The 12,695-nt window shown below is 64.7% G+C and carries 10 protein-coding genes; 9 read left to right on the top strand and 1 reads right to left on the bottom strand.

Annotated elements, in window-relative coordinates; all coding sequences use genetic code 11:
• The first annotated feature begins 50 nt into the window (after nt 1-50).
• Entirely contained in the window at nt 51-1,487 is a 1,437-nt protein-coding gene (locus QP045_RS06980) for an O-antigen ligase family protein (protein ID WP_422514252.1), read from the top strand.
• Here the strand turns inward: QP045_RS06980 and QP045_RS06985 are convergent.
• Nucleotides 1,462-3,375 (bottom strand): acyltransferase family protein, encoded by a 1,914-nt coding sequence (locus tag QP045_RS06985; RefSeq protein WP_422514253.1) that lies wholly within the window; start codon nt 3,373-3,375, stop codon nt 1,462-1,464. The two genes, QP045_RS06980 and QP045_RS06985, sit on opposite strands and share 26 nt — an antisense overlap.
• A 77-nt stretch (nt 3,376-3,452) precedes the next feature.
• Here QP045_RS06985 and QP045_RS06990 point away from each other — a divergent pair, with 77 nt between their 5' ends.
• The 8 genes from QP045_RS06990 to QP045_RS07025 all read left to right on the top strand — a co-directional run bounded on the left by QP045_RS06990 (nt 3,453) and on the right by QP045_RS07025 (nt 12,643).
• Entirely contained in the window at nt 3,453-4,619 is a 1,167-nt protein-coding gene (locus QP045_RS06990) for a glycosyltransferase family 4 protein (RefSeq protein ID WP_422514254.1), read from the top strand.
• Complete coding sequence (locus QP045_RS06995; RefSeq protein ID WP_422514255.1) at nt 4,616-5,608, top strand: glycosyltransferase; 993 nt, start codon at nt 4,616-4,618, stop codon at nt 5,606-5,608. Before QP045_RS06990 ends, QP045_RS06995 begins: the two co-directional genes overlap by 4 nt.
• On the top strand, nt 5,605-6,927 hold the full coding sequence (locus QP045_RS07000) for an oligosaccharide flippase family protein (RefSeq protein WP_422514256.1): 1,323 nt from the start codon (nt 5,605-5,607) through the stop codon (nt 6,925-6,927). Before QP045_RS06995 ends, QP045_RS07000 begins: the two co-directional genes overlap by 4 nt.
• A complete protein-coding gene (locus QP045_RS07005; RefSeq protein ID WP_422514257.1) occupies nt 6,924-8,075 on the top strand; it encodes a glycosyltransferase family 4 protein in 1,152 nt (383 codons plus the stop codon). Before QP045_RS07000 ends, QP045_RS07005 begins: the two co-directional genes overlap by 4 nt.
• On the top strand, nt 8,072-9,196 hold the full coding sequence (locus QP045_RS07010; RefSeq protein ID WP_422514258.1) for a glycosyltransferase: 1,125 nt from the start codon (nt 8,072-8,074) through the stop codon (nt 9,194-9,196). The genes QP045_RS07005 and QP045_RS07010 overlap by 4 nt, the downstream gene beginning before the upstream one ends.
• 9 nt (nt 9,197-9,205) lie before the next feature.
• Nucleotides 9,206-10,564, top strand: coding sequence for an O-antigen ligase family protein (locus QP045_RS07015; protein WP_422514259.1), 1,359 nt, complete (start codon nt 9,206-9,208; stop codon nt 10,562-10,564).
• A gap of 113 nt (nt 10,565-10,677) precedes the next feature.
• Nucleotides 10,678-11,856: a hypothetical protein gene (locus tag QP045_RS07020; protein ID WP_422514260.1), complete on the top strand. Its 1,179-nt coding sequence runs from the start codon at nt 10,678-10,680 to the stop codon at nt 11,854-11,856.
• Nucleotides 11,822-12,643 (top strand): WecB/TagA/CpsF family glycosyltransferase, encoded by an 822-nt coding sequence (locus QP045_RS07025; protein WP_422514261.1) that lies wholly within the window; start codon nt 11,822-11,824, stop codon nt 12,641-12,643. The genes QP045_RS07020 and QP045_RS07025 overlap by 35 nt, the downstream gene beginning before the upstream one ends.
• Nucleotides 12,644-12,695: the final 52 nt, after the last annotated feature.

Genomic DNA, 12,695 nt, shown 5'->3' on the forward strand with positions numbered 1-12,695 from the left:
CGCATCCTCCGTTCACGCGCCGAACGCATCCTTCCTACATGAGTTCTTCCATGACTTCAGGCCCCGGCAGCGCGAACAAACCGAAGGGCGCGGGCCTTTCGTCTGGCGCATGGCTCAACAACCTCGCGCCGAACCTGAAATCCGACGGATCGCGCGCGGGCGTGATCGTTCCGGATCGTCGTACACCTCTCAAGATCGCACTGATGGCGCTGATCGCGCTTGTGATGCTCGGCCCCCTGATGACGATCGTCGAGGGCACCGCGGCAGGCGAAGGCAGCGTCGAGCGTCAGCTGGGCTACATCCTGATCTTCGGGCTGACGCTCTATGCAATCCGGCCGACCGCGACGCCGACGTCTCTGATCGCCATGCCCTGGCCGCTACTGCTCGCATTTGCGTGGTGCTGGCTCAGCCTGACCTGGGCGATCGACCCCGGCGTGGCGGTTCGCCGCGTGTTCGCGACGACGCTTGTCGCGTGGACGGTATTCAGCCTCGTACGCCACGCAGGCTACCAGCTGAGTTCCGACATTCTGCGATATGCGCTGCTGATCTCGGTGCTGCTCTCCTATATCTTTGTCGCGACCAACCCGGTGATCGGCATCCACTTGATGCGCGATTCAGAAATACCCACGGCGTTGATCGGGAACTGGCGCGGATTCCTGGGCCATAAGAACTTCGCCGGCGCGGTCTGCGCACTCTGCATCATCATGTTCATATTCGACGCAAAGCGAATCCCCGCCGCTGTCCGGATCCTGGCGATCGTGGTGGCGGGCTATTTCCTGTTTAGGTCGCAGTCGAAGACCTCCGGCGGGATGCTGGTGCTCGCGTCCTTGGGGGGCCTGATCTTTGAGTTCGTGAGCCTGAAGATGAGGCGCTATCTGATCCCGATCCTGACCATCGGCGGGTCGCTGGTCTGGTTTCTGACCAGCGCCTATGCCGACATGGTCACCTCCAACTTTCTCAACCCCAAGGCGTTCACCGGGCGCGGACTAATCTGGTCGACACTGCTGCGTTACTCCGCCGATCATCCGATTTTCGGGGCGGGGTTCGGCTCGTTCTGGAACATCCAGAAGTTGAGCCCGGTGTTCGAATATGGCCAGGGTTATGTGACGATGATCTACATCGGCCATTCCGGCTATTTCGACCAACTCGTGGCGGTCGGCATTCCGGGCCTCGCGATGATGGTCTTCGCGATGGCCGTCTGGCCGCTAACGCGGTTGCTGGTCAGCGAGCGGATCTCCAACGGCCAAGGCGCGCTGATCGCGGCAATGCTGATGTTCTGCATCGGCCACAACATCACCGAAAGCGGGCTGTTCGAACGGGATGGCATCGTCAGCACGATGTTCTTCTTCGCGGCCGCCTTTGCGCACTACGCAACGCTCGGAGAAAAGCGGGTCGCCCCGACCAAGCAGGAGGGGGACGATCTGATGCGGGAAATGCGCAAGCGTCGCCGCCACCGGCCGGTCATGACGCCGGGCGGGGCCGACTGACCGGATAGCGCGCCAGGATCCCGGCAAGCGCAGCGCGCGCGCCCGCCGGTGTGAAATGGGAATGGTCGAAATGGAGCGGCGTGCCATCGGCAGTGGCAAGACGGCATCCCTCCGCCCCGCACTCCGTCTCGATGGCAGAGGCATAGGTTGCGCCCGCCGCCCGCACCGGCGCTGCCATCGCGCGATCAAGCTCCATCCGGTCGTTTAACCGGTAGCGCTCGGGAAGCGCGGGGTCGTGTTCGCGCGCGGCTCGAACCATCAGCACCGGCAGATCCGCGTCATATTCCACAGACGGCCCGATCACGAGCACGTGCGTACCATGTGCGCGAAGCCAACGGATCGTGGCGAGCAGCGCCGGCTGTTCGAAGTCGAGCCACCGTGCCGACAGGATGACGGTATCGATGCGCGCAAAGTCCAACGTGGAAAATGCCATGTCCATCGTTACCCGACATGGAGCCAAGCCCTTCCCGCGCAGCAGCGGCCGGCACCCAGCCGCGGTCGCCTGCACGATGTTGGCATGCGGCATCAGCTCGTGCAGCGCTTGCGAGAAGTGCGCGCCATGGCTGTCCCCGAACAGCGCGATATTGGGCTGCGTCGCGGACAGGCGAAGACAGTCGGGCGAGAAGGCAGGACCCGTCGGCAGCGCAAAGCAGCGGTCCGCCGCGAATTGCCGTTTGCCCTCGGGGGTTGCGTCCCATCCCATATAGCTGGCCGCTCGAGCCAGCTTCGGCGGCAACGGGCGAATGGCGTCTGCGTTCGCCGCGATCGTCAGCCCCGCCGCCCCCATTGCGGCCAGGGACGCGATCGCGACACCGTGCGGCATCAGCCCGGTTCCGCTACGCCAGCGCCGCGTCGCCGGGCGTTCGATCAGCGCATAGCTCGCCCAGGCTACCGTCAGCGTCGCGGCGAGCAACAGCACCGTCTCCTGGGGCGCCAGCGTCGAACCGTGCCGCGCCTGATAGAAGGCAATGATCGGACGATGCCAGAGATAGGCGGGATACGAAATCAGGCCGATCGCGCGTAGCGGCGTCCAACCGAGCAGCCGCGCCGAGGGCCCGTCGCGGCCATAGGCGATGAGCACCGCTGCAGCGACCGCCGCCGGCAGGGCAAAGGGGACCGGGAACGGCCACGCGCTGCTGACGACAACGCAACTGGCGGCGATCACCAGGATCGCGGAGATGCACAGGACGGCACGCTGCCATCCCCGCCTCACGGCCGGCACCGCACCAAGCGCAACAAGCGCGCCGAGCGACAACTCCCAGATGCGGGCCGGCAGCAGGAAGAAGCCGGCAGAAGGCTGATAGATCGCGAGCCACCCGCCTGCCACGAACGAGACGAGCGCCATCCCGCCGATCACCCAGGCGAGCAGCTGCCGCGCCATACCGCGAAGAGCCCACAAGAGGAGCGGATAGAGCAAGTAGAATTGCTCCTCCACCGCGAGCGACCATGTGTGGACCAGTGGCTTTGCGTCCGACGCCGCCGCAAAATAGTCCGACGTCAAATAGAAATAGATGTTCGAGGCAAAGGCGCTCGTCGCAGCCGCGCTGCGCCCGAGATCTCGCAACTGGTTGGGCAGCAGGATGATGCAGCCGAGTACAAGCGTAACGGCCATCATCACAAGTAAAGCGGGCAGGATCCGGACGATCCGGTGACGATAGAATCGCGTGATCGAGAAGCGATCCTCGGCAATATCACGCACCATGATCGCGGTGATCAGGAACCCCGAGATCACGAAGAAGATGTCGACGCCGACAAACCCGCCGCGCAGCCGTGTGACGCCACAATGCAGCAGCAGGATCGGCAGGATCGCCAGCGCGCGCAATCCGTCGATATCAGGCCGGTAGCGCAGGGCAACAACCTCCCCTGAATTGGGCGCAGCTACCCGCAATTTTTAATTCCCCCAACCCGCGCGACAGTTGATCCGCGGTCTATAGCGAACAGTCGCAGCCTGCTAGGGGGAGCACCGTGACTACGCCCATCCCTTCCAAGGCCGAGCGCCGACCCCGTGTACTGCACGTTATCACGCACCTGGACATGGGCGGGGCAGAGATGATTGCGCTCGCGCTGATCGATGCTCTGCACACGCAAGTCGATTTCTCGTTATTCGCCGTCCTACGCCAGTCTTCCCAAGGGGCCGTCGGCCGGGACATGGTCGAGCGGCTCGAACGACGGCGGGTGCCTTTTCGCTTCGGCGTCGGCGGCTTCTTCAAATCCGGCGGGGTGATCCTGGCGGCTCGTGCGCTGGCCCGCACCATCGCGCAGCAGCGACCCGATGTGGTCCATGTCCACACCGAGATTCCCGAAATGACCCTCGCGGTCGCGTGCCTGATGTCGCGCCGGGTACGCCGCACGCCTTTGCTGCGGACGGTTCACAACGGCGAGTTGTGGATCGCCTGGGATCGTCTCGGCGCTTGGGTGACGCAGCGTCTCGCGCACGGGCAGGCAGTTGCAGTCTCGAACTATGCCGCGGCCGCCGATGCCGCCATCGCGACGTCAACCCGGCGCCCTCCCGCAACCGTGGTGTATAATGGCATCACGCGGCCGCCACGCGTTCCGATCGGAGGGGCGCCCACCCCGGTGCGCGTGTTGTTCGCGGGCCGTCTTGTCCACCAGAAGGGCGCAGACCTGCTGCCCGCCATTCTCTCCGTCGCGCACGCAAGTACCGCCCGTCGTGACGTGGAAGTCGTCATCGCCGGCTCGGGCATTCTGCATGATGCAGTCAAGCAGGGGGTGGCCGGAGAACTGCCCGGCTGGAACGTGCGGATGACAGAGCCGATCGAGCGGCTGCCCGAACGGCTTGCTGAGCATGATGTGGTGCTCGTGCCTTCACGCTTCGAGGGTTTCGGGTTGCTTCCGGCCGAAGTGCTACTTGCCGGCCTCCCCGTCGTGACAACCGATGCACCGGGCCTTGATGAGGTTATTCCCCCTGAATACCCCTTCAAGGCGGCGGTCGACAACGTCGCGGCACTCGGCACACATCTGGCAGCCGTGATCAACGATCCGGTAGAAGCGCAGAAAACCGCGGTCCGCTACGGGGATGTTCTTGCCGAGAGATTCAGCTCCGAAGTCATGGCGTCGGCCTATCTGGCGCGCTATCGCGCGCTCGGGCGGGAAAAGGGTGGGGCGGATTGAAGGTCGCGGTCGGGATAAAGGCGCTGAACGAAGCCGCGCATATCGACGCGGCGATCGCCAGCGCGCGTGCGGCGCTCGACAGCGTCGGCGGCGGGCTGATCGTGCTCGCGGACAGCGGATCGGGCGACGGCACGGTCGAACTCGCTCGCCGCCACGGCGTCCGGATCCTGCAACTCGCGGACCCGACGCAGCGGTCGTGCGGCGCCGGCGCTCAGCTCGCGTTCCAGTCGGTGTCGGACGCGGATTATTTCTACCTCCTGGACGGCGACATGGTCCTCGACCCAGGCTTCCTCAAAGCGGGAATTGCCTTTCTTGAGGCCAATCCGCACCATGCCGCGGTCGGCGGCCGGGTGCGGGAGGCCAACACCGATAGCATCGAGTTCGAACTGCGGGCGCATAACGACCGTGTGAAGGGAAGTTCGCTGGCAGGTGACGTCGATCGGCTCGACTGCGGCGGGCTGTACCGCGTCGCCGCGGTCCGCGCCGTCGGCCATTTCGCAGATCGCAATCTTCACGCGTTCGAGGAGTTTGAGCTCGGCGCCAGGCTGCGCGCCGCCGGCTGGAAACTCGCGAGGATCGACGTTCCCGCAGTGGAGCATCACGGCCACACCGTAGGTGGCTATCGGCTGATGTGGCGCCGGCTTCGCAGCGGCTATGCCGGCGGGCCGGGCGAGGTGGTGCGCGCCGCCTGGGGTCAGCCGCACTGGGGGCAGATCGCCCGCAACTTCTCGCAGCTTCGCTATAGCGTGGTCGTGTATGGCTGGTGGCTGGCGCTGCTCTTGGCGATGCTCGCCGGAGCGCCGATCGCAGCCCTGCTGTTCCTTCTGCTTCCTCTGGTTTTCCTCACGATCCGGCGCCGAAGCCTCCGTGTCGGCCTCTATTCCCTGGCGACATGGAACGTGATCGCGATCGGCATGCTCCAGGGGCTATGCCGGCCGCGGCGTCCCACCAGCGCCGTCGTTCCCGCAAGGGACGTTTCCAAGGCGTGACCGGCGGTTACCTCGCAAAATTCGTCTGGACCGCAGGGACGTTCGTCCTTTCGGCGGGACTGAAGTTCGGCCTCAACATCGTCCTGGCCTACCTCCTCGCGCCTCAGATCCTGGGCGTGATGGTGGTCGTGAACGCGATTCGGCTGGGGGTCGAACTGCTGACCGACGTCGGCATCGAACAGAACATCATTCACCACCCCGATGGCCTCGACCGAGATTTCCGCGACACTGCCTGGACGCTGCAATTCATCCGTGGCGCATTGCTGACCCTCGCCTTCGTGGTCGCCGCTCCCAGTCTCGCGCAGGCCTACGACATCGACGTCCGCATCTTCTTGGTCGCCGCCCTGTCCCCGGTGATCGGCGGTGCGCATTCGACCGCGATCTTCGCGCTGGTGAAGCGGATGGAAGTCCGCCGGCGCAACCTGTTCGAGCTGACCTGCGAGATTCTGGCTTTTGCGGTCCAGGTGGCGCTGGCGGCGTGGCTCCGCTCCGTCTGGGCGCCGGTGATCGGGCTCGTCCTGGCGGTCGCGATCCGCTCGGCGCTCAGTTACCTGCTCCCCGAGCCCGGCCAGCGGTTGCGCTTCGATACGGACGTGGTCCGCCGCATCCTGCATTTCGGCAAGTGGATCGCGGTCACCTCGCTCGTCATGTACGCCGCGACCAATCTCGACCGGTTGTATCTGGGCAAGGTTGCGCCGCTCGCGCTGGTCGGGATCTATGGCATTGCGCGCGCGATTGCCGAACTGCCGACCACGCTCGCGCGCCGGATGAGCTACCAGATCATTTTCCCTGCACTGGCGAGCGTCGCCACCGACGATCGCGCCGGCCAGATGGTCGCGATCGCGCGATCGCGTGCGGTCTTCACGCTCGTGGTATGCGCCGGGCTCGGAATGGCGGCTTCCATTGCGGACCTGTTGATCGCGCTGATCTACGATGAACGCTACCAGCAGGCGAGCTGGATGCTTTCGATACTCTTGGGTGGCGCGGTGTTCGCGGTGCTCTCCAACCTCAACGAAGCGCTGCTGTTGAGCGCCGGGCGCCCCGTTTACGGCAGTATCGCCAATGTGCTGCGACTGATTACGCTCGGGATCCTCATGCCCGCAGGCTATGCTCTTGCTGGCTTCCCCGGCGCGGTCGTGGCAGTTGCTGCGACCGAACTGCTGCAATATTGCTACATTGCTGTCGGGCTGCAGCGCGTGCGCATGAACTTCTGGCTGCAGGATGTCAGGGCGATCGGCACCGCCGCCGCCGTGGTTGTCCTCGTCCTCGCGATGCGCTGGCAGCTTGATCTGGGCAGTCCACTGGGGGGTGGCGCGTGACTCGATTGCTGATCGTTCATTACGCGGGCGATTTCCGCGAGGCCGACCGGCTGCGGCGCGAGTCCGGTGAAGAAGTCTATTACGGGCACGGCTACATCCTCGACCAGCTCGAGGCGTTGAAGGCGCAATATGCCGAGGTCGGCTTCCTCTGTTCGCTTGCACCCGCCTATTTCGAGAAGCTTGAAAACGGGGTGACCGTGATCGGCGCCAATGCCAACCCCGATCGGGACCCGGCATCCGTCATCGCTCAGATCCAGCGCTTCGCCCCGACTCACCTCATCGTCTTTGGTCCGATGTTGCCGTTGATACGATGGGGCTTGGCCAACTCGGTGAGGCTCGGCGTGATCATGGCCGACTCCTTCGCCAATCCCTATTATCGCTGGGTCCGTTTTCGCACCCTCCCGCGGCTGCTCAACGATCCACGAATCACGCTGGTGGCCAATCATGGCGCGAACGCCGCCCGTGCGCTTGTTGGCATCGGCGTGCGACCGGAAAAGGTTCTGGCCTGGGACTTCCCCCATCACCGCACGCCGGAAGCGCAACCGACCAAGGCGCAGGCCGGGCAGTCGCCCCTCAAGCTCCTCTATGTCGGCTCCGTCAGCGCCAAGAAGGGCATCGGCGACCTCATCCGCGCGAGCGCATTGTTGAAAGACGGCCTGGATGTTCGGCTCGATGTCGTCGGAGTGGGCGCGACCCGCAGATTCGCCGCCCTTGCCGCTCGGCTCGGTATAGCCGACCGCGTTCGTTTCCTCGGCCTGGTTCCCAACGGATTGATTCTCGGCATGATGCAGGCAGCGGACGCGGTGGTGGTGCCAAGCAGGCACAGCTTCCCTGAAGGCCTGCCGCTGACCTTGTTCGAAGGCCTCGCCTCCCGCACGCCCGTCATCGCCTCGGACCACCCCATGTTCGCAGGCCACCTGGAAGATGGCGAGAGCGCCCTGATCTTTCCGGCAGGAAAGCCGCGCGCGCTGGCAGAGGCGGTTCAACGCCTGGTGTCCGACCCGGCACTGTACGCGCGCGTCTCGAAGGGCTCCGCAGCCGCGTGGCACCGCATGCAGAACCCCGTGAAATGGGGCGAGATGATCGACCGATGGATGCGCGATTCTCGCGAAGATCGCGCCTGGTTTGCGAGGCACGCAGTCGCATGAGCGACCACGACAACACGATCCATTTCGCGATCACCCATTCGACGGCAGGTGGCATCCTGGAGCTTTGGGCCGACATCGCCGAGGGACTGCGCGAACGCGGCCATCGGACTGCCGGCCTCGTGCTGTATCCGCCGCCGGACCCCGATGCGAAAGCTGCCGACGAGGAGGAATGGCATCCGGTCGTCTCCCGGCGCCCGCGCTCGCCGATCGCGGCGCTCCGCATGGTTGCGGCCCTCGTCGGCTATCTGCGTCGCCATCGACCGGCGGTGGTGGTGTCGTCGATGCCGGCCGCCAACGTGCTGTTGCCTATCGCGGTGACGGTCGCACGGGTACCGACCCGCGTATTCGTGTCGCACCACTCGCCGATTTCCACCCACAATCGCTTGCTCGATCGGATCGACGGCTGGACCGGGTGCCTTCCCTGCGTGGCGGGGATCGTCAGCGTGTCCCACGCAGTGACGGCGACCCTGTCCGGCAAGCCCGACGCGTATCGCGCCAAAACGCGAACGATCCACAACGCCTTGTCCGAACGGATCGAGCGCTTACTCGATACTCTGCCCAGGCGGCACGGCGCCGACGGGCCCCTGCGTCTGGTGGCGATCGGTCGCCTTGCCTATCAGAAGAACTATCCCGTTCTGATCCGCGCGATGGCGCATGTGCCCGACGCGGTGCTCGAAATCATCGGCGGCGGCGAAGAACACGCGGCCCTCAGCGCGTTGATTGCCGAACTGGGTCTTGGCGACCGCGTAACCCTTTGTGGGCTGCTTCCAAGGAACGTGGCGCTGGCGAAGGCGGCATCCGCCGACGTGTTCGTGCAGGTCAGCCGCTATGAAGGGCACAGCCTCGCCCTGATCGAGGCGGCACGGCTCGGCCTTCCGCTCATCGTGTCGGACGTGGCTGTGCAAGTTGAGGGGGTCACCGCTGAAGACGGCACGCAATGCGGCATCATCGTGCCGCTAGATGATCCACGGGCACTGGCGGCTGCGATCATGGAGATGCGGCAGCCGGCGACACGGGCACATTGGGCAGCGCTGGCGACACATCTTGGTGGCGAAGCCTCGAACGCCCGAATGCTGGATGCGTACGAAGCGCTACTAGCCCCGGTGCTACGTGCGGGATAGGAAAACCACATGGCGACCGTAATCGGCCAGGCGCATGGCCGCCCCTTTTCTGGCGCGCAGCCGATGGGGAAGCGCGCGCGCCGTCGATACGTCGTCGCCAACTTCACCTTTGCTATTTTTCTTTGGCTCGTTCTGGTGGGAACCGCGCCGCTGCAGGAATGGGCGTTCCAGATTCCGATCGGCGAAGGCGACGCGGTCAACCAGATACTATATGTCGGCGTCCTGCTGATCCTGCTGGTCGGAGCCGGGATACCGAGCAAGAGCGAGCTTTTATGCGTGCCGGCGGCGCTCACTCTGCTACTTGCCCTTTGTTTCCTCAGCGTAACCTGGGCCATCGCTCCGTTGATCTCGCTGCGTCGGGTCGCGCAGACGGCGATCGTGATCTGGCTCGTCTTCCGACATGTCGGCGATCTTGGCCCCGCACGCACGTTGCGGCTGCTTCGGTGGGCAATGATCCTGCTGCTGGTGATCAACTATCTGGTCGTTTTCTACACGCCGTTCGGTGTGCATGGGGAGGTCTTCGGGGAGCAGTCGTCGGTTGTCGGCGACTGGCGCGGAATCATCCCGCACAAGAACGTCGCCGGGGCGGCTTGCGCCCTGACGATCCTGCTGTTCCTGTTCGACAACAAGCAGTTTCCCAAGATCGCCTCCGCGCTGGTGATCGTGGCGGCCGCGAATTTCCTGTTTTTCAGCAACTCTCGCACCTCCCAGGTCCTGCTGATCCCTGCGATGCTGTTGGGGTTCGCGATCCGGCCGTACAGCGCGAACCACCGGACTGCGCTGGGCGTGTTCCTGCTGATTGTCGCTGCCATCGCAGCGCAAATCCTCTCGATGAACAGCGCCGCGCTTGCCGAAATCGTCAATGATCCCGGCACCCTGACGGGGCGAGGCTCGATCTGGCCGCTGCTGATCGAGTACGCCCGCGAGCACCCCTGGACCGGTGCGGGCTTTGGCTCGTTCTGGCTGATTGGCGACAAGAGCCCGATCTGGACACTGACGACGGGCTGGGTCGCGGTCTATGCGCCCCACGGCCATAACGGCTACCTGGACCTGCTTGTGACCATGGGCATCCCGGGATTGGTTCTGGGGCTGATTGCGCTGGCAATCTGGCCGTTGCTGCGGTTGCTGCTCAGCCTCTCGATCCCCAAGCCGCGGCGGTCGCTGCTGCTGACGCTCATCGCCTTTTGCCTGGGGCACAACTTGACGGAATCGAGCCTGCTCAACGGTGCCGCGCTGGTCGAGGTGTTCCTGATCGTTGCGATCGCAATCACCTATCGGGAATCGAACGCCAGTGCGGGTGCGCATCACCGCCTACGGACGCGGCTGACCAGGATATTGCGTCGCCGGCAAGTGCTTGCGCGTCGTTGATGGCGCGCGCGCTTCGGGGCTACGCGCCTGAGATTTTCTTGTCGCTGGGCGGCATTGTCGAACGGGCTGCATCGGCGATGCTGCGGCCCGCGAACGGTGCGATGGGAGAGGCGATGAACGTCGCCATCGCCCTGGGCGAGGGGCGCGGGCTGGCGGGCGCTTACGGAGCAGGGCATGGCGCAACCGCGCACCTGCTGCCCCTCGGCCCGGCGCTAGCAGGTTTGGTGTACCGCTTTCTTGCGCCCCGGTCGCCCGCTGCCGAGGTCATCCTGGCGGGCTGGTCGATCGCCCTTTCCGTGGGCACCTACATCCTGCTGTATTGCGCCTTCGATCACCTCCGTGTCCCCCGCCCCGCACGGCTCACTGGCTTGGCAGTCGGGATGCTCGCTCCGGCCTATTTCACGGCCGAGACCGTCGACTTCCGTGTCTGGGAAGGCGGATTGGCCACGTTCCTGGCGGCGCTGTTTCTGGAGCGCGTGCTTGCGGCGTATCGCAGTGTTCCGCTGGGGGCGACAACATATCCGGTCGCGCCGATCCTTTGCGCCTGCACGCTCTTCTTCGTTAACCCCCCGCTCGGGGTGAGCGCGTTCGTTTGCTTGGCACTCCTCGGCATATCAAGACTGCCGATGCGCGCGAACATCACCGCCGCAGCGGTCGCTGTCGGGATGCTGTCTGTACCGATCGTACCATGGACGGTCCGCAATGGTCTGGTGCTGGGCGAATTTGTGCCGTTGCGCAGCAATGCGGGGCTTGAACTTGCGATCGCGAACAATCGGGAGATGGCGGAGGCGGCAGACCAGTCAGCCGCAATGGCGGAGCGTCTGCGCACCATCCATCCAACCGCAAATCCAGAAGCGCGCCGCCAGGTCATCCAGTTTGGAGAGGTGGCGTATGCCGATGCGCGCGGCGCCGAAAGCAGAGCGTGGATAGCGGAGAATCCGGTTGCCGCGGCGCGCCTGTGGTTGCGGCATGGCCGCCAGATGCTGATCCCCGATCGCTGGATCATCGATCCGAACCATAGCATTACCGGTGGCATCCGCGCGTTCATGCTCCAGGCGATCGGCTTGGGGGGCCTGCTTGGCCTGGCGGTATTGATCCGGCGCTCAGGAAGCGACGGTGCGATCTATCCTGCGATCATGGTGCTGGCCACGACATTACTGATGCTGCCATTCCAGCCTGTGTCGCGCTACACCTATCTCTTGTACCCCATGATGTGCTTTCTTTGCGCTACGCTGGTGTCTGCCCGCAAGGTACGCGATGGACTTGGTGGAGGCCGAGGCGTTGAGACCTGAATTGCTGCCGAACCAGGATGATCTCGATCCTGTGCGCACCGCGACAATCGGCGGGATGAAGATCGCCCGACTTCGTCGCGAGGAATTGGCCGCGCTGATGGTCTCGGATGTCGAGCGCGCGCGCAGCGGCAAGCGTGCACTTCCACGCATCGTCACCTCGGCGAACGGCAGCGTGATCGCAGCCTATAATCGCGACCCAGCATATCGACAGTTGATGGACGGTGCCGATCTGATCGACGCCGACGGCATGCCGATCGTGTTCGCAAGCCGGCTATACTGTCGCGAACCGCTCGAAGAGCGGATCGCCACCACCGATTTCCTGCTCGATGCCGCGAGCCTTGCTGCGCGCACCGACATCCGCTTCTTCTTTCTCGGCTCGCGCCCCGGCGTCGCGGCACGCGCAGCGGAACATCTGCGCAGCCGCTTTCCGGGATTGAAGGTGGTGGGTGTACGACACGGCTTCTTTCCGCCCGAGGCGGCTGAGGAAATCTGCGCACGGATTCGCGCTTCGGGCGCGGACGTGCTTTGGGTCGGCATGGGCAGCCCGGTCCAGGAACGCTTCGCAGTCGACCACCGGCACCTTCTGGGTGGGGTCGCCTGGATCAGGACGTGCGGCGGACTATTCGACCATTACGGGGGCGGCGTCTCAAGAGCACCCAGGTGGATGCAGACAGCGGGCCTCGAGTGGCTGTACCGCGCAGCGCGCGAACCGGTCCGGCTGGGTTGGCGCTACCTGGTGACCAGCCCGTTGGCGATCTACTATCTCGCGACCAGAACACGTGACTGATCGAAAGCGCAATCAGGGAACCGCAGGGAGTTCGATGGAGCCACATGCACGC

Source organism: Sphingomonas sp. 3-13AW, assembly GCF_049311085.1.
Classification (GTDB): Bacteria; Pseudomonadota; Alphaproteobacteria; order Sphingomonadales; family Sphingomonadaceae; genus Sphingomonas.

Coding starts and splice junctions, on each gene's coding strand:
- QP045_RS07025 (WP_422514261.1), top strand. CDS start 11,822: ATGGACTTGGTGGAGGCCGAGGCGTTGAGACCTGAATTGCTGCCGAAC.
- QP045_RS07015 (WP_422514259.1), top strand. CDS start 9,206: ATGGCGACCGTAATCGGCCAGGCGCATGGCCGCCCCTTTTCTGGCGCG.
- QP045_RS07020 (WP_422514260.1), top strand. CDS start 10,678: ATGAACGTCGCCATCGCCCTGGGCGAGGGGCGCGGGCTGGCGGGCGCT.
- QP045_RS07010 (WP_422514258.1), top strand. CDS start 8,072: ATGAGCGACCACGACAACACGATCCATTTCGCGATCACCCATTCGACG.
- QP045_RS06980 (WP_422514252.1), top strand. CDS start 51: ATGACTTCAGGCCCCGGCAGCGCGAACAAACCGAAGGGCGCGGGCCTT.